The sequence below is a fragment of the Streptomyces sp. NRRL S-118 genome (genome assembly GCF_000716335.1).
Taxonomy (GTDB): domain Bacteria; phylum Actinomycetota; class Actinomycetes; order Streptomycetales; family Streptomycetaceae; genus Streptomyces.
Map to the genome: position 1 here is coordinate 698,732 of NZ_KL591002.1, position 17,816 is coordinate 716,547.

Here is a 17,816-nt window from a genome sequence, read left to right on the forward strand (position 1 = left end):
AGGAGTGACGGTAGGAAAAGGTGTCACATGCAGGAACCTGACCCCCCGCATGTCCGGATGAACCAGCGCATCGCGATCGAAAGAGTCGCGACGGCACCTCAGCCGCATATCGCCAGGCGATCCATGGCCCGGGCGTCCCCCTTGACGCCCGTCCACCTCCCCCGTACCTTCCTGCCCACCACAACAGGAAAGCTTCCTAACAGTCCTCGAAAGGCAGGTGCCGCCTCGTGGCCGGAGCCGGCGGAACGACGCTCGCAAGCGACGGGGACTCACCGGCGAGCGCGGGCGGGAGCGGCCGGGCGCCCGTCGGCGGCATCCCCGGGACCCCCCGCGTCCTGCGCGCCATGAACGACCGGGCCGCGCTCGATCTGCTGCTGGAACACGGGCCCCTCTCCCGGACCCGGATCGGGAAGCTCACCGGGCTGTCGAAGCCCACCGCCTCGCAGTTGCTCGCGCGGCTGGAGGCGGCCGGGCTGGTGGTGGCCACCGGGACCACCGAGGGGCGCCCCGGGCCCAACGCGCAGTTGTACGCGGTCAACGCCCGGGCCGCGTACGCCGCCGGGATGGACGTGGACCCGCGCCGCATCCGCGCCGCCGTCGCCGATGTGACCGGGACGGTCGTCGGCGAGTTCGAGCTGGCCACCCCCAAGCGGCCCGCCGGGAACGTGGTGCGCCAGGTGGGCGAGGCGCTCGACGGGGCCGTGAAGGCCGCCGGTCTCACCCGGGCGGACGTCCACCGGCTGGTGATCGGCACGCCCGGCGCCTTCGACCCCGGCACGGGACGGCTGCGGTACGCGAGCCACCTGCCCGGCTGGCACTCCCCCACCCTCCTGGAGGAACTGGCCGCCGCGCTGCCGATGCCGGTCGAGTACGAGAACGACGTCAACCTCGTCGCGGTGGCCGAGCAGCGCCTCGGAGCCGCCCGCGGGCACGGCGACTTCGTCCTGCTGTGGAACGAGGAGGGCCTCGGCGCCGCCCTCGTGCTGGGCGGGCGGCTGCACCGCGGTTTCACCGGCGGCGCGGGCGAGGTCGGCTTCCTGCCCGTTCCCGGCGCCCCCCTGGTGCGCCAGGTCACCAAGGCGAACAGCGGCGGCTTCCAGGAGCTCGCCGGCGCCCAGGCGCTGCCCCGCCTCGCCCGCGCGTACGGGATCGAGGACGTGCCGCGCGGCACGTACGCGGAGGTCGCCGCCGCCCTGCTGGAGCGCGCCGCCCACCGCGACGACGCCCCGTACACCCGGCTCCTCGATGCCTACGCGACCGCCCTCGCCACCGGGCTCGCCTCGCTCGTCGCGGTCCTCGACCCCGAGCTCGTGGTGCTCTCCGGCGCGCTGATCACCGCCGGGGGCGAGGCACTGCGCGAGCGCGTGCAGGCCGAGCTGGGCGAGCTCGCCGCTTCCCGGCCGCGGCTGGTCGTCGGCGGCGTACGGCAACACCCCGTCCTGCGCGGTGCGCTGGAGAGTGCGCTGGCCGCGACGCGGGACGAAGTCTTCGACACCTCTCGCTGAGCTCGAGCCCACACCCAGGGAGACGCCCATGGTCCGCACACACGCCGCCGCGCTCGCCGCGGCCGCCGCGACAGCCCTGCTCATCTCCGCCTGCACCGGTTCCGCCGGGGCCGGGGCCGACGACGATCCGAAGGCCCGGGTGACGCTGACCTTCTGGCACGGCTGGTCGGCGCCGAACGAGGTGAAGGCGGTCGACGCCGCCGTCGAACGGTTCGAGGACGCCCACCCGAACATCACGGTGAAGGCCGTCCCCAACATCACCGACGACAAGATCCAGCAGGCCCTGCGGGCAGGCGGCTCCGGCGCCCCGGACGTCGTGTCGTCGTTCACCACGGACAACGTGGGCAAGTTCTGCTCGTCGGGCGCCTTCGCCGACCTGAAGCCGTTCATCGGGAAGTCGGGGATCGACCTGGAGAAGACGTTCGCCAAGCCCCGCCTGGACTACACGCAGTTCGAGGACAGGCGCTGCGCGCTGCCGCTGCTCGGGGACGCGTACGGCCTCTACTACAACAAGGACGCCTTCGCGGAAGCCGGGATCGCGTCCCCGCCGAGGACCTGGAGCGAGTTCGACGAGGCCGCCGAGAAGCTGACGAAGGAGAAGGGCGACTCCTACGAGCGGCTCGGCTTCATGCCGAACTTCCACGGCTACGAGTCGACGCCGGGGCACCTGGTCGCCCAGTGGAGCCCGGCCTACTTCGACCGGGACGGGAAGTCGAACATCGCGAAGGACCCGGCCTTCGCCGCCATGTTCACCTGGCAGAAGAAGCTGATCGACAGGCTGGGCGGCTTCGAGAAGCTGGAGAGGTACCGCAACACCTTCGGCGACGAGTGGGGCGCCAAGCACCCCTTCCACACGGGCCAGGTGGCGATGCAGCTCGACGGCGAGTGGCGGCTCGGCATGACCGCCGACGCCGAGGTGCCCTTCGAGGTCGGCGTCGCCCCGCTGCCCGTCCCGGACGACCGGGCCGCCGAATACGGCAAGGGCTACCTGTCGGGCACGATCATCGGCATCGCGGCCACCAGCAGGAAGCAGAACGCGGCGTGGGAGCTGGTGAAGTACCTGACGACCGACACGGACGCGGTCGTCAACTTCGCCAACGAGCTGCGCAACGTGCCGTCCACGCACGACGCGCTCGCCTCGCCGCGACTGGAGCTGGACCCGCGCTTCAAGACCTTCCTGGACATCGCCCGGCACCCGAAGTCCAACACCACCCCGGCCTCCGTCAACGGCGGCGCGTACCAGGTGACGCTGCAGGAGTTCGGCTACCTGTACGAGTCCGGCCGGGAGAAGGACCTGAAGGCGGGGCTGGAGCGGACCGCCCGGCAGATCGACACGGACATCGAGAAGGCCAGGTGACCACGCACACGCTCCGGGCGAAGCGCACCCGCGGCGCGCTGCGCACCGCCGCCTTCCTCTCCCCCTGGCTGGTCGGCTTCGGCGTCTTCTTCGCCTACCCGCTGGTGTCGACCGTGTACTTCTCCTTCATGAAGTACGACGGGTTCCAGCCGCCCGAGTTCACCGGGCTGGAGAACTGGACCTACGTCTTCTCCGGCTATCCGGCCTTCTGGCCGGCCATGCGCAACACGCTGTGGCTGGTGGTCGTCATGGTCGCCTGCCGGGTCGTCTTCGGCCTCGGCGTCGGGCTGCTCGTCACGAGGATCAAGACGGGCGCCGGGGTCTTCCGGACGCTGTTCCACCTGCCGTACCTGGCGCCGCCCGTCGCCGCCACGCTCGGCTTCGTCTTCCTCCTCAACCCCGGTACCGGCCCGGTGAACGCGATCCTCGCCGACCTGGGCCTGCCGGCCCCCGGCTGGTTCACCGACCCCGCGTGGTCCAAGCCCGCGCTGACGATGCTCGCGGTCTGGGGCGTCGGCGACCTGATGGTGATCTTCATGGCCGCCCTGCTCGACGTACCGAAGGAGCAGTACGAGGCCGCGGAGCTGGACGGAGCGTCGGCGGTGCAGCGCTTCCGGTACGTGACCCTGCCCAACATCGCGCCGATCGTGATGTTCGCCGTGGTGACCGGGGTCATCCAGGCCATGCAGTACTACACGCAGCCCCTGGTGGCCGGGAAGGTCGCCTCGGGCATCATCGGCAACAGCGGCCAGCAGTTCGAGCCCGGGTACCCGGAGAAGTCGACGCTGACCCTTCCGCAGCTGGTGTACAACCTCGGCTTCCAGCGCTTCGACTACGGATCGGCGTGCGTCGTCGCCCTGGTGCTGTTCGCCGTCGCCATGGCTTTCACCGCGCTGCTGATGCGGCGGCGCGGCGGACTCGTACCGGCAGGTGACCGACCGTCATGACGTACGTCCTGGACACACCGCCGAAGGCCGCGGCGCCCACCGCGCGCGGCGCCCGCCGCAGAGCGGCGCTGCACTGGATCGGTGTGCACGCGCTGGGTGTCGCGGCCGCGCTGTTCTTCGTGCTGCCGTTCGTCTTCCTCTTCCTCACCTCCCTGATGAGCGACCAGCAGGCGCTCACCCGCGACCTCGTCCCGGACACCTGGGAGTGGGGCAATTACCGACGGGTGTGGGAGACGCCCGGGTTCCTCACCTGGTGGCGCAACACCCTGCTGTACGCCGGGCTGGGGACGCTGCTGACGGTCGTCTCGTCCGTGCCCGTCGCGTACGCGCTCGCGAAGTTCCGCTTCCGGGGGCGGCGGCCGGCGCTGATGCTGGTGATCTCGATGATGATGCTGCCGCCCCAGGTGGTCGTCATCCCGATGTACCTGTTCTGGGCGAAGCAGCTGGACCTGTCGGGCAGTCTGTGGCCGCTGATCGTCCCGATGGCGTTCGGGGACGCCTTCTCCATCTTCCTGCTGCGGCAGTTCCTGCTCACCATCCCGGACGAGTACCTGGACGCGGCGCGGATCGACGGCTGCGGCGAACTGCGGACACTCGTCCGGGTGGTTCTTCCGATGGCGAAGCCGGGTGTCGCCGCGGTCGCGCTGTTCCAGTTCTTCCACGCCTGGAACGACTACTTCGGGCCGCAGATCTACGCGTCGGAGAACCCGGCCGCCTGGACGCTGAGTTACGGCCTGGAGTCCTTCAAGGGGGCGCACCACACCGACTGGAACCTGACCATGGCCGCGACCGTCCTGGTGATGGCCCCGGTCATCCTCGTCTTCTTCTTCGCCCAGAAGGCATTCGTCGAGGGCGTCACACTCACCGGAGTGAAGGGCTGAGCCGATCATGAAACTGGCCGTAGTGGGGGGCGGGTCGACGTACACGCCCGAGCTGATCGACGGGTTCGCGCGCCTGCGTGACACCCTCCCGATCAGCGAACTGGTGCTGGTCGACCCGGCCGCCGAGCGCCTGGAGGCGGTCGGCGGGCTGGCCCGCCGGATCTTCGCCAAGCAGGGGCACGACGGGCTCATCACGACCACGTCCGACCTGGACGCGGGCGTCGACGGCGCCGGCGCCGTCCTGCTGCAGCTGCGCGTCGGCGGCCAGGCGGCCAGGGAGCGGGACGAGACCTGGCCGCTGGAGTGCGGCTGCGTCGGGCAGGAGACGACCGGCGCCGGCGGTCTGGCGAAGGCGCTGCGCACGGTGCCGGTGGTGCTCGACATCGCCGAACGCGTACGGCGGGCCAGTCCGGAGGCGTGGATCGTCGACTTCACCAATCCGGTCGGGATCGTGACCCGCGCGCTGCTCCGGGCGGGCCACAAGGCGGTGGGACTGTGCAACGTGGCCATCGGCTTCCAGCGGAAGTTCGCCGCGCTGCTCGGCGTCGCCCCGGAGGCGGTGCACCTGGACCACGTCGGGCTGAACCACCTGACCTGGGAGCGCGGGGTGCGGCTCGGCGGGCCGGACGGCGAGGACGTGCTGCCGGGACTCCTCGCCCGGCACGGGGACGCCATCGCCGGCGACCTGCGGCTGCCGCGGGCCGTGCTGGACCGGCTGGGGGTCGTGCCCTCCTACTACCTGCGCTACTTCTACGCGCACGACGAGGTCGTACGGGAGCTGGGCACCAAGCCGTCGCGGGCGGCGGAGGTCGCCGCGATGGAGCGGGAGCTGCTGGCGATGTACCGAGACCCGGCGCTGGAGGAGAAGCCGGAACTGCTGGCCCGGCGGGGCGGGGCCTTCTACTCGGAGGCGGCGGTGGACCTGGTGGCGGCGCTGCTCGGCTCCGGCGCCGGCGGGCCGCGGCTGCAGGTGGTCAACACGTACAACGACGGGACGCTGCCGTTCCTGCCGGACGACGCGGTCATCGAGGGGCAGGCGGCGGTGGACGCCGGCGGTCCGGTGCCGCTGGCGGTGCCGGAACCGGACCCGCTGTACGCCGGGCTGATCGCGCACGTCACGGCGTACGAGGACCTGGCGCTCCAGGCCGCGCTGCGCGGGGGCCGCGACCGGGTGTTCAGGGCGCTGCTCGCCCATCCCCTGGTGGGGCAGTACGAGCTCGCCGAAGGGCTGACGGACCGGCTGATCGCGCACAACCGGGAGCACCTGGCGTGGGCGTGAACCCCGCCGCCGCACTCGTGCTGGCCATCGACGCGGGCAACAGCAAGACGGACGTCGCCGTGGTCCGGGCGCACGACGGGGCGGTGCTCGGCGCGGCGCGCGGCGGGGGCTTCCAGCCGCCGGTGGTCGGGGTGGAGGCCGCGATCGACGTGCTCGCCGACGCGGTCGTCGCGGCGGCCGCCGCCGCGGGGCTGGGCGGACCGCCGTACGCCGCGCACGTGTCCGCCTGTCTCGCCAACGCCGACCTGCCGGTGGAGGAGCGGGAGCTGGCGGACGCGGTACGGGCACGGGGCTGGGCCGGCTCCGTCGCGGTCCGCAACGACACCTTCGCGATCCTGCGGGCCGGGGTGGAGGAGCCCCGCGGCGTGGCCGTGGTCTGCGGGGCCGGCATCAACTGCGTGGGCATGCGGCCGGACGGGCGCACGGCGCGCTTCCCCGCGCTCGGCAGGATCTCCGGGGACTGGGGCGGCGGCAGCGGTCTCGCCGAGGAGGCGCTGTGGTGGGCGGCCCGCGCGGAGGACGGGCGCGGGGAGCCGACGGAGCTGGCGCGCGCGCTGCCGGCGCACTTCGGGCTCGACTCGATGTACGCCCTCATCGAGGCGCTGCACCGGGGGCGCATCCCGGCCGGGCGGCGCCACGAGCTGGCGCCGGTGCTGTTCGCGACGAGCGCGGCGGGGGACGCGGTCGCCCGTGCGCTGGTGGAGCGGCTCGCGCAGGAGGTCGTCGCGATGGCGTCGGTGGCGCTGTCCCGGCTGGACCTGCTGGACGAGGAGGTGCCGGTGGTGCTGGGCGGCAGTGTGCTGGCGGCCCGGCACGCGCAGCTCAACCCCCGGATCGCCGAGCTCCTCGCGGCCAGGGCCCCGAAGGCGGTCACGGCCGTCGTCACCGAACCGCCGGTGCTGGGCGCCGGTCTGCTGGGGCTGGACCACCTGGGCGCACCGGCCCGCGCCCGGACGGGGCTGCGGGCGTGCTACGCGGGGAGGTGACCGGCCGGCCGGGCGGCACCGGAACGGGAACCGATCGGGGCCGGGCCGCGTATTCACAGGGGGATCGAATGAAGGTGCGACCGGCCGTTCAGCACGATAGGAACAAGATCGAGTCAAGCCTGGTGTGAATGTCGGCCCCTCCGGCCATACTGCGGGCAGCGACCGAGGGGGAGGTCACGTGACATACGCACCGGATGTGCCGAACGGGCCGCCGAACGCGCCGGGCGCGCCGCCGTCGCCGGCCGGCCCGCCGTCCGTTCCATCGCAGTCCGTTCCGCCGGTGTCCGTGCTGCCGCCGTCCGCTCCGGCGGCGGCCGCCGCGCCCGCGGCACCCGTGCCCGTGCCCGTGCCGTCCGCGCGCGGCGCGTGGGCCGAGGGGCGGGCGCGGCTGCGCGCCGCCGCCACGACCGAGCCGGGCCGGCTGCAGATCATCGGAGCCGTACTGGCGCTGCTGGTCGTGGTGTTCGGCGCCGTGACCGCGCTGGAGGTGGCCGACCGGGCCGCCGCGGCCGACGACGTGGTGAGCCGCAGCCAGCCGCTGAGCGCCGACGCCGCGGACATCTACCGCTCGCTCGCCGACGCCGACACGGCGGCCGCCAGCGGATTCCTGGCGGGCGCGCAGGAGCCGGCCGGGGTGCGCGAGCGGTACGCGTCGGACATCGCGACCGCGTCGAGGCTGCTCGTCAAGGCCGCGGCGAACACCGAGGGTTCGAGCCGGTCGGCACGCGAGATCGCCGCTCTCAACGAGGCGCTGCCGCGCTACACGGGGCTCGTGGAGCGCGCCCGCGCCGCGAACCGGCAGGGCCTGCCGCTCGGCGGCGCCTACCTGCGGTACGCCAACCAGCAGATGACGGCCGAGATGCTGCCCGCCGCCGAGCGCCTGTACGCGGCGGAGACCGCACGGCTCGCGCGGGACGACCGGGACGCCCGGGCCTGGCCGTCGATCTCCCTCGCGGTGGGCGTCGTGGTCATCGGGGCGCTCGCCTGGGCGCAGCGGCGCACCTATCTGCGGACGAACCGGGTCCTCAACCAGGGCCTGCTCGCCGCGACCGCCGCGTCCGTGGTGGTGCTGCTGTGGCTGGCGGCGGGCCACACGATCGCGCGGAGCCAGCTCGCGGACGCCACCCGGTACGGCCAGGACTCGCTCCAGGTGCTGAACGAGGCCCGGATCAACTCCCTCAAGGCGCGCGCCAACGAGAACCTGACCCTGGTCGCGCGGGGTGCCGTGCTGACCGAGGACGGCAAGGACAAGTACGAGACCGACTACGGCACGGGCATGGACCGGCTCGGCTCGGCGCTCGCCCGGGCCGGCCGGCTCGCCGACGACGCCCCGGGCCGCGGGCCGGTCCAGGACGCGGTGCAGCGGGTCGGCGAGTGGCGGGAGCGGCACGCGGCGGCACGCGCGACGGACGACGCCGGCGACTACGAAGGCGCCCTGGCCAGGGTCATCGGCGACGAGGAGTCCACCGGCCGGTCCTTCGACGAGGTGGACGCGGCGCTGAAGCAGGCGCTGGACCACGAGCAGGGCGAGTTCACCCGCGCCGCCGAGGACGGCCGCGGCGCGCTGGCCGGACTGCCGGCCGGAGCGGCGGCGCTGGCCGTGCTCGGGGCGGTGGGGGCCATCATGGGCATCAACCGCAGGCTGTCGGAGTACCGGTGAGGGTGAGGGGAGGCACGATGAAGGACCTCGGCGAGGGGGCGGCCCGCACCCCGGACGGGCCGGCGGCCGGTGACCCGGCCGCGGACGCCGGCGCTCCCGGCGCACGGCACGGCTCCGCGGCGGCGCGCGGGCGGGCGGCGCACGGTGGTGTGCGCGCCCTGGGCCGGCGGGCCGCCGGCCGGCTGCGCGGCTGGGGCGGTGTCGCCGCGATGGCCGCCGCGTGCGGTCTGACCGCCGCGCTCACCCTGGTGCCGCTGTCGCGGGGCACCGGCCTGGGCTCCTCCGCGGTGTCCGGTGCGAGCGAGGCCCTGACGGCCGAGGCGGACACCTGCAAGGACCCCGAGGCCTCCCTGCGGCCGTCGGCGGCCGGCGGGCCCTCCATCGACGCCATCAAGGCGCGCGGCAAGCTCGTCGTCGGCGTCGACCAGAACAGCTACCGGTGGGGCTACCGCAACCCCGCGACCGGCACGCTGGAAGGCTTCGACATCGATCTCGCCCGCGCGATCGCCACCGACATCCTGGGGAGCCCGGACGCGGTCATCTTCCGGGCCATCCCCACCAACCAGCGGATCGCCGCGTTGGAGAGCGAGAAGGTCGACCTCGTCGTCCGCACGATGACGATCAACTGCAAGCGCATCCAGCAGGTGGCCTTCTCCACCGCCTACTTCCAGGCCGGCCAGCAGGTCCTCGCTCCGAAGGACTCCCCGGTCACCGGCTACAACGCGACCCTGTCCGGCAAGCGGGTCTGCTCGGCGGAGGGCTCGACGGCCTACGAGGCGCTGGCGAAGAAGTCGTACGGCGCCACGTTCCGGGACGAGAACGACGGCAGGGCGGACGACAAGGACCGGTACACCGTGCCCAACCAGCTGGACTGCCTGGTCCGGCTGCAGATGGGCGAGGTGGACGCGGTCGTGACGGACAACGCCCTGGCCGCCGGGCAGGCCGCGCAGGACCCGGCGGTCGAGCTGAAGGGCGAGCCGTTCACCACGGAGTACTACGGCGTGGCCGCCAAGCTCGGCAAGGACGACCTGGTGCGGCGGGTCAACCAGGTGCTCGTCGAATACCGCAAGGGCGCCTGGACGAAGGCGTACGACAAGTGGCTGAGCGCCGACCTGCCCGGGATAGCCGGGCCCCCGGCACCGAAGTACCGGGCGAGCTGACCGACATGGGCACGAGGCGGAGAGGTGATCGATGGGCGTCACGGGACCCCCTGGTCCGGTGATGGACCGGGACGAGGTGGACCGTGCGCTGGCGCGGCTCGGGGCGGAGCACAAGGCGGTCGAGGACTCGCTGCTCGCCCTGCAGGACCACGCGGGCCGCAGGCTCCTCGAGGGCGCCGAGCTGACCGGCACGACCAAGGAGCGCTGGGCCGACACGGAGCGGACGATCAGCCTGCTGTGGACGTACTTCGACGTGTACACCGCCGCCCTGGAGGAGGCGCGTGAGGTGCGGGCGCGGCGGCGCTGGCCGGGCCGGGACGAGCTGGCCGAGCTGACGGAGCGGCTGCGCGGCGAGAGCGTCACGGTCTCCGGCACCACCACGCTCGCCGAGCGGTTCACGCTCGCGGGACTGCTCGACCGGATGAACGAGCTGTACGCGCGGTCGCTCGACATGGTGGTGACGGCGGACGCGGTGTGGTCCGCGCTGCCCGCTCGTATAGACCTCCTGGCGGCCGAGCTGAACCGCACCCGGTCGCTGGCCCACTCGGTGGGCGTGCGGCCCGGTGAGCACCCGGCCGGCGACGACCTGGAGGCCATCACGCACGAGCTGGCCTCGCTGCGCTCCCAGGTCGTGACGGACCCGCTGGCGTTCTGGCGGCCGGCCGCGGGCAGTTCCGCGCCCGGAGGCGGCCGGCCGGACACCGACCGGTACGACCGGGCGGCGAGGGCGCTGGAGGACGTACGGCGGGAGATCGAGGCGGTGCTCCAGGTCCGGCAGGACTCGGAGGCGCGGCTGCTGCGGCTGCGGGACGTGCTGTCGCGCGCGGACCGCACGCTCGCGGAGGCGCGGGCGGCCCGGGGCGAGGTGCTGGCGAAGATCGCCGCCTCGGAGGTGCCGGCGGTCAGCGGCCCGCCGACCGCGCTGCAGGAGCGGCTGGCGACGGCCGCCGAGTACCGGCGCCATGCCCAGTGGCACCGGCTGTCGCCGCTGCTGGAGGCGCTGGAGCAGCAGGCCGAGGAGGAACTGCTGCGGGCGCGCGAGTCGTTGACGGCCGTCACCGCGCCGCTCGCCGTCCGCGCGGAGCTGCGCGGCCGGCTGGACGCGTACAAGGCGAAGGTCGCCCGGCACGGCATGGCGGAGGATCCGCTGCTGATCGAGCGGTACGACGTGGCGCGCCGGATGCTGTGGAGCGCGCCGTGCGACCTGCGGGCCGCGGAGCAGGCGGTCCTGCGCTACCAGCAGGCCGCCGCCGAAGTCCTGTCGGGGGCCGGTCCCGTGGACCGTAGGGGGAGCCAGTGAAGACGTGTCAGCGGCCCGGCTGCGAGGGCTCGTACGAGGACGTGGGCGGCGGCGAGCTGTACTGCGACACCTGCGGGCTCGCGCCCGTCGTCTCCCCGTCGGGATCCGCCCCGCCCCGGCGGGGCGGGGAGTCCGGGGACGGCTCGGTGTCGTCGCCACCGACCGGTGTGGCGGCCGGCGGCAAGGGCTCCGGCAGCAGCTCCCGCTCGTCGTCCCGGTCGTCGCGGTCCTCCCGCTCGTCGCGGCGCTCGGTGTCGGGACGTCTGTCGCGTTCGCTGTCGGGCGGTACGGAGTCGTCCGGCCGGTCGGTGTCGGTGCGCAGCTCCGGCTCGTCCACCAGCGGCTCCGGGCGCAACAGGCTGGGTGCCGGACTCGTCTCGGTCCCGGCCGTGCCGCGCCCCGACCCGCGCTCGGTGGTGATGGAGAACCCGGAGGTGCCGGAGCGGAAGCGGTTCTGCTCGCGGTCCGACTGCGGGGCGCCGGTGGGGCGGGCGCGCGGCGACCGGCCGGGGCGTACGGAGGGCTTCTGCACCAAGTGCGGCCACCCGTACTCCTTCGTGCCCAAGCTGCGGGCCGGTGACATCGTGCACGGGCAGTACGAGGTGGCGGGCTGCCTGGCGCACGGCGGTCTCGGCTGGATCTACCTGGCCGTGGACCGTGCGGTCTCCGACCGGTGGGTGGTCCTCAAGGGCCTGCTGGACACCGGTGACCAGGACGCGATGGCCGCGGCGATATCGGAGCGGCGGTTCCTCGCGGAGATCGAGCACTCCAACATCGTCCGCATCTACAACTTCGTGGAGCACCTGGACCAGCGCACGGGTTCGCTGGACGGGTACATCGTCATGGAGTACGTGGGCGGCAAGTCGCTCAAGGACATCGCCAACGAGCGGCGCGGCCCCGACGGCAGGCGGGACCCGCTGCCGGTGGAGCAGGCGTGCGCGTACGGCATCGAGGCGCTGGAGGCGCTCGGGCACCTGCACAGCCGGAACCTGCTGTACTGCGACTTCAAGGTCGACAACGCGATCCAGACCGAGGACCAGCTCAAGCTCATAGACATGGGCGCGGTACGCCGGATGGACGACGAGGAGTCGGCCATCTACGGCACGGTCGGCTACCAGGCGCCGGAGGTCGCGGAGGTCGGCCCGTCGGTCGCGTCGGACCTGTACACGGTGGCACGGACGCTGGCGGTGCTGACGTTCGACTTCCAGGGCTACACGAACGTGTTCGTGGACTCGCTGCCGGACCCGGACCACATCGAGGTGTTCCGGCGGTACGAGTCCTTCTACCGGCTGCTGGTGCGGGCGACTGACCCCGACCCGGCACGCCGGTTCGCCTCCGCGCAGGAGATGGCGGAGCAGCTGACCGGTGTGCTGCGCGAGGTCGTCGCGCTCCAGACGGGCCGGCCGCGGCCCGCGCTGTCGACGCTGTTCGGCCCGGAGCTGCGGGTGACGGACACGGAGCTGTTCGCGGAGCCGGACGGCGAGGTGTCGGCGCTCGGGGCACGGGAGGTGCCCCGCGGCCTGCTCGGCGGTCGCGGACGGTCGGCGGCGCGGGCCGCGGCGCAGGGGCACGCACCGGCGCAGGCCGTGGTGCCGGCGCAGTGGGCCGGGCCGGGGGCGGAGCCCCCGGCGGGCCGTCCCGGCGCCCCCCTCCTGGGCGCGCTGGACGTACGGGCCACCGCGCTCGCCCTGCCCGTACCGCACGTGGACCCCGGCGACCCGAACGCCGGGTTCCTGGCCGGCCTGATGGCCGCCGGGCCCGCCGAGCTGATCGCCGCCCTGCACACCGCTCCCGCGACCTCGGTCGAACTGCAGTTGCGGGAACTGCGCGCGCTGCTGGAGACGGACCGGCTGGACGCGGCACGCCGTTCCCTGGAGGAACTGGAGGGCCGCCATCCGGACGACTGGCGGGTGGTCTGGTACCGGGGCGTCGCCTCGCTCGCGACGGGGGACGACGAGAACGCGGCGCTGTCGTTCGACGCGGTCTACGACGCGTTCCCCGGCGAGCCGGCGCCCAAGCTGGCGCTGGGCGTGTGCGCCGAGGTCCTGGGCCAGCTGGACAACGCCGCCGAGTACTACCGCCTCGTGTGGACGACCGACCCGAGCTATGTCAGCGCCGCGTTCGGCCTGGCCAGGGTGCAGTTGGCCGCGGGTGACCGCGTCGGGGCGGTACGGACCCTGGAGTCCGTGCCGGAGGCGTCCATCCACTACACGGCGGCGCGTGTCGCCGCCGTACGGGCCCGCCTGCGCCGCCGGTCACCCGGTGACGCACTGCTCGGCGACCTGACGGCGGCGGCCGAGCAGGTGTCCGCACTGCGGCAGTTCGGGCTGGACGCGGTGCGCCGGGAGCGGTTGGCTACGGAGGTGCTGGGTACGGCGCTGGACTGGGTGCTCTCCGGGAGCCCCGGGTCCGGCCCCGCACCGACGTCGTTGCTGGGCAGCGAACTGGACGAGCGCGGGCTGCGCTTCGGACTGGAACGCTCGTACCGGGTGCTGGCCCGGCTCGCTCAGCGCGGCGAGGAGAGGATCGAGATGGTGGAGCGGGCGAACCGCTTCCGCCCCCGGACATGGGTGTGATTGATGTCGCAGATGCACCAGCTGTCCGCCTGCCCCGGCTGCGAGGAGCCGCTGGAGTCGGGTGACCTGTTCTGCGGGGCGTGCGGGTACGACCTGTCCGCCGTGCCGGAACCGCCCCAGGACGACCCGACCATGGTGATGGGTTCACCGGTGGCGGGCACGGCCTGGCCGGCGGAGCCGAAGGAGGCCGGGCAGCCCCCGATACGGTTCGACGAACGCGCCGCGGACGGCGCGGACTTCCCGCTGCCCGCGCCGGCGCCGCCCTCGGCACCGCCCGCACCGGCGCAGTCCCCCGTGCCGCCGCCCCCCGCGCCGCCGGTCGTCTCCCCTCCACCCCCCGCGCCGCCGGCAGTCTCCCCGCCGACCGCCCCGCCGCCGGTCGCGGGCGGGGCCCCGGAGGCCCCCGTGCCGCCGCCTGCGCCGCCCGTCGCGCCCTCCGTGCCCGATCCGCGGACCGTCGAGCACGCCCCCACCCCGCCCGCCGGCACCAAGGTGTGCGTCGCGTGCCGCGCCGGGCACGTCGACCCCGACGGCTACTGCGAGAACTGCGGCCATGCCCAGCCGCGGGAGCGCGACCACATGGAGGAGGAGCTCGGAGCGGTCGCCGCCGTGAGCGACCGCGGGCTGCGCCACCACCGCAACGAGGACGCGTTCGCCGTGTCGTCGACGGCGCTGCCGGACGGCTCGCCCGCCGTCGTCGCGATCGTCTGCGACGGGGTGTCCTCGGCGACGCGCCCCGACGAGGCGTCGGCGGCCGCGGCGGCCGCCGCCAACGAGTCGCTGCTCCGGTCGCTGCCCCGCGGTACGCAGCCCCAGCAGGCGATGCACGACGCGATCGTCGCGGCCTCCGACGCGGTGAACGCCCTCGCGGACACCGGCGAGGGGCCCGGCGCGATGGAGCATGACCCGCACCGCCACCGGAACGCCCCGGCGTGCACGCTGGTCGGCGCGGTCGCGGCGAGCGGCCTGCTCGTCGTGGGCTGGGTCGGGGACAGCCGTGCCTACTGGGTCCCCGACGACCGCACCGGCCCCCCGGCCCGGCTCACCGAGGACGACTCGTGGGCCGCCCAGATGGTCGCGGCGGGCCTGATGAACGAAGCGGAGGCGTACGCCGACGAGCGGGCGCACGCGATCACCGGCTGGCTGGGCGCCGACGCGTACGAACTGGAGCCGCACACCGCCGCCTTCAAGCCGGACCGGCCGGGTGTCGTCGTGGTCTGCACCGACGGCCTGTGGAACTACGCGGAGGCGGCGGAGGAGATGGCCAGGGCCGTGCCGCCGGACGCGGCACGACGCCCGCTGCACGGGGCGCAGGTGCTGGTCGGTCACGCGCTCGACGGCGGTGGCCACGACAACGTAACAGTGGCCGTACTGCCGTTCACCGTGGCACCGCAAGGGGCAGGATCGGCCTGAATCGACCCGCCTGTCCCATCCGTCTGATGTGAGTGGTGGCCCAAGGAGCCGATGCATGGCGAACTTCTCCAAGTCGAACGTGCCGCAGTTCTCGGTGGACGTGTACCAGAACGAGTACCTGCCGGAGGGCGGGCGCGAGGTGAACGCGATCGTCACGGTCACCTCGACCGGCGGCGGCACCAGCGGCGGCGTACCGCTGGGCGGGGCGGCGGCGTCACCGTCGTCCATACCGGGAGGGCCCGCCACCGCGGCCGTGGTGGTGATGGTCGACTGCTCGGGGTCGATGGACTATCCGCCGACGAAGATGCGCAACGCGCGTGATGCCACGGCCGCGGCGATCGACACGCTGCGCGACGGGGTCGCCTTCGCCGTCGTCGCCGGTACGCATGTGGCGAACGAGGTGTACCCGGGCGGCGGCCGGCTGGCCACGGCCGATGCGCGGACCCGCGCCGAGGCCAAGCAGGCGCTGCGCAGACTGAGCGCCGGCGGCGGCACGGCGATCGGAACCTGGCTGAAACTGGCCGACCGGCTGCTGGGTTCGGCCGAGGTGCCGATCCGCCACGGCATCCTGCTGACGGACGGGCGCAACGAACACGAGTCGCCCGAGGACCTGCGCGCCGCCCTCGACGCCTGCGCCGGCCGCTTCACCTGCGATGCCCGTGGCGTGGGCACCGACTGGGAGGTCAAGGAGGTCACCGGCATCGCGTCGGCGCTGCTCGGCACGGCCGACATCGTCGCCGATCCGGCGGGCCTGGCCGCGGACTTCACGCGGATGATGGAGCACGCGATGGGCAAGGAGGTCGCGGACGTCAGCCTGCGGCTGTGGACGCCCGTCGGCACGGAGATCGTCTTCGTGAAGCAGGTGGCGCCGACCGTGGAGGAGCTCACGGACCGGCGCACGGAGGCGGGGCCGCGCGCCGGAGACTATCCCACCGGGTCCTGGGGGGACGAGTCCCGTGACTACCACGTGTGCGTGCGCGTGCCGGAGGCCGGAATCGGACAGGAGATGCTGGCGGCCCGCGTCTCGCTGATCCTGCCGGACCCGGCGGGCGGCGCACCGCGGGCCCTGTCGCAGGGGCTGGTACGGGCGGTGTGGACGGACGACATGGTGGCGTCGACGTCGATCAACCCGCAGGTGGCGCACTACACAGGCCAGGCGGAACTGGCACAGGTCATCCAACAGGGTCTGGATGCGCGCAAGTCGGGCGATTTCGACGGCGCGACGGCGAAACTCGGCCGTGCCGTACAGCTGGCGGCCGCCTCCGGCAACGCGGACACTGCGAAACTGCTTGCGAAGGTGGTGGACGTGGTCGATGCGGCGACGGGTACTGTGCGACTGAAGGCGAAGGTCGCGGAGGCGGACGAGATGACGCTCGAGACGCGCTCCACCAAGACGGTTCGCGTGAAGAAATAGGTCACGATCTGCTCGGCCTGCGGGCCGGATGAGGAGAGGGGGAAGCGCCGACATGCCGACCTGCCCGAACGGACACCAGTCGGGTTCCGACGACTGGTGCGAGGTCTGCGGCCACCGCATGTCCGGGGCGGGCGCACCTGCGGGTGCCGTTCCGCCGCCTCCCCCGCCCCCGCCGCCCGGCTACGGATATCCGGGGCCGGGCGGTCCCGGCGGTCCCGGGGGCCCTGCCGGTGACCCGAACGCCACCGCCCAGGCGGAGCTGTGCCCGCAGTGCCGCACTCCGCGCGAGCACATGGCCCCGTTCTGCGAGGAATGCCGCTGGAACTTCCTCACCAACACGGCCACCTCGTACACGCCGGTCGCCCCGCCGCCGGGCCCGGGCCGCTCCGGTGGTCCCGGCGGACCGGGCGGACCCGGGAGCTTCGGTGGTCCCGGGGGTCCGGGTGGTCCCGGGGGTCCGGGTGGTCCGGGTGCGCCCGGGGGGCCCGTCGCCCCGCCGCCGGGGCTCAACCTGCCGCCGGGCTTCCAGTCCCAGCAGCCTCCCCGGCCGCCGGACGCGTTCGAGTACCAGAGTTCCCGCCCGTCGCAGGTGAACCGCCCGGCCGAACCGCTCCCGCCCGAGCCGCACGGCCACCAGGGTCCGCCGCCGGCTCCGCAGGCGTTCCACCAGCCGGGTCCGCCGCCGCCCCCGCAGGCGTTCCGGCAGCCCGGACCCCCGCCGCCCCCGCCGCAGCCGCAGGCGCCGGGATCCGGACCGCAGGCGACCGGGGGTGGCGACGACTGGATGCTGCCGCCGCCCTCGCAGACGCACTCCGCGCCTCCGCAGGCTCCGCAGCACTCCCAGCCCCCGCAGCAGCACCAGCAGCCGCAGCACCAGCCCGGTCCCCCGCAGCAGCACCAGCAGCCGCAGGCGCCCGCGGGCTGGACCGCTACCGTCGGCCCCGACCGCGATTACTTCATGGCGATGATGCAGCGCAGCGGCCCCGAGGCAGCGGGCCTCAACCTGCCCGCGTACTCGCCGGAGCAGCGGCTGACGCTGTCGGGCAACCAGATCACCATCGGCCGCCGCCGCCACTCCACGGGCGAGTCCCCGGACATCGACCTGTCGGTGCCGCCGGAGGATCCGGGCGTGTCGCACCAGCACGCGGTGCTGGTGCAGCAGCCGGACGGCTCCTGGGCCGTGGTCGACCAGAACTCGACCAACGGCACCACGCTCAACGGCGGCGAGGACCCGATCCAGCCCTACGTGCCGGTCCCTCTCAAGGACGGTGACCGGGTTCACGTCGGCGCCTGGACGACGATCACCGTCCGGCGCGGCTAGGCGGGGCCGGCCGGGCC

The 17,816-nt window shown here is 73.9% G+C and carries 13 protein-coding genes; all 13 read left to right on the plus strand.

Features of this window, described 5'->3' with window-relative positions; translation table 11 throughout:
- Nucleotides 1–344: 344 nt before the first annotated feature.
- Nucleotides 345–1,505, plus strand: coding sequence for an ROK family transcriptional regulator (locus tag IH00_RS0106560; RefSeq protein ID WP_052411213.1), 1,161 nt, complete (start codon nt 345–347; stop codon nt 1,503–1,505).
- A 28-nt stretch (nt 1,506–1,533) separates the two neighbouring features.
- Nucleotides 1,534–2,862, plus strand: coding sequence for an ABC transporter substrate-binding protein (locus tag IH00_RS0106565; protein ID WP_031070560.1), 1,329 nt, complete (start codon nt 1,534–1,536; stop codon nt 2,860–2,862).
- Nucleotides 2,859–3,809 carry a carbohydrate ABC transporter permease gene (locus IH00_RS0106570; protein ID WP_031070562.1) on the plus strand — a complete coding sequence of 317 codons (951 nt, stop codon included), beginning with the start codon at nt 2,859–2,861 and terminating at the stop codon, nt 3,807–3,809. The genes IH00_RS0106565 and IH00_RS0106570 overlap by 4 nt, the downstream gene beginning before the upstream one ends.
- Nucleotides 3,806–4,690, plus strand: coding sequence for a carbohydrate ABC transporter permease (locus IH00_RS0106575; RefSeq protein WP_031070564.1), 885 nt, complete (start codon nt 3,806–3,808; stop codon nt 4,688–4,690). The genes IH00_RS0106570 and IH00_RS0106575 overlap by 4 nt, the downstream gene beginning before the upstream one ends.
- Nucleotides 4,691–4,697: 7 nt before the next feature.
- The gene (locus tag IH00_RS0106580; protein WP_031070565.1) at nt 4,698–5,969 is read left to right on the plus strand and encodes a 6-phospho-beta-glucosidase; all 1,272 of its coding nucleotides are present in this window, start codon (nt 4,698–4,700) and stop codon (nt 5,967–5,969) included.
- Nucleotides 5,960–6,955, plus strand: coding sequence for an N-acetylglucosamine kinase (locus IH00_RS0106585; RefSeq protein WP_031070567.1), 996 nt, complete (start codon nt 5,960–5,962; stop codon nt 6,953–6,955). Before IH00_RS0106580 ends, IH00_RS0106585 begins: the two co-directional genes overlap by 10 nt.
- Nucleotides 6,956–7,244: 289 nt before the next feature.
- Nucleotides 7,245–8,615, plus strand: coding sequence for a hypothetical protein (locus IH00_RS0106590; protein ID WP_420710861.1), 1,371 nt, complete (start codon nt 7,245–7,247; stop codon nt 8,613–8,615).
- Nucleotides 8,616–8,632: 17 nt separating this feature from the next.
- Nucleotides 8,633–9,775, plus strand: a complete 1,143-nt coding sequence (locus IH00_RS0106595) for a glutamate ABC transporter substrate-binding protein (protein WP_078887575.1) — start codon at nt 8,633–8,635, stop codon at nt 9,773–9,775.
- A gap of 31 nt (nt 9,776–9,806) precedes the next feature.
- Complete coding sequence (locus tag IH00_RS0106600) at nt 9,807–11,075, plus strand: hypothetical protein (RefSeq protein WP_031070573.1); 1,269 nt, start codon at nt 9,807–9,809, stop codon at nt 11,073–11,075.
- Nucleotides 11,072–13,651, plus strand: coding sequence for a serine/threonine-protein kinase (locus IH00_RS0106605; RefSeq protein WP_031070574.1), 2,580 nt, complete (start codon nt 11,072–11,074; stop codon nt 13,649–13,651). The genes IH00_RS0106600 and IH00_RS0106605 overlap by 4 nt, the downstream gene beginning before the upstream one ends.
- Nucleotides 13,652–13,654: 3 nt before the next feature.
- The gene (locus IH00_RS0106610) at nt 13,655–15,064 is read left to right on the plus strand and encodes a PP2C family protein-serine/threonine phosphatase (RefSeq protein ID WP_031070576.1); all 1,410 of its coding nucleotides are present in this window, start codon (nt 13,655–13,657) and stop codon (nt 15,062–15,064) included.
- A gap of 55 nt (nt 15,065–15,119) precedes the next feature.
- A complete protein-coding gene (locus IH00_RS0106615) occupies nt 15,120–16,478 on the plus strand; it encodes a vWA domain-containing protein (RefSeq protein WP_031070578.1) in 1,359 nt (452 codons plus the stop codon).
- 52 nt (nt 16,479–16,530) lie between these two features.
- Nucleotides 16,531–17,799: an FHA domain-containing protein gene (locus IH00_RS0106620; RefSeq protein WP_031070580.1), complete on the plus strand. Its 1,269-nt coding sequence runs from the start codon at nt 16,531–16,533 to the stop codon at nt 17,797–17,799.
- The last annotated feature ends 17 nt before the right edge of the window (nt 17,800–17,816 follow it).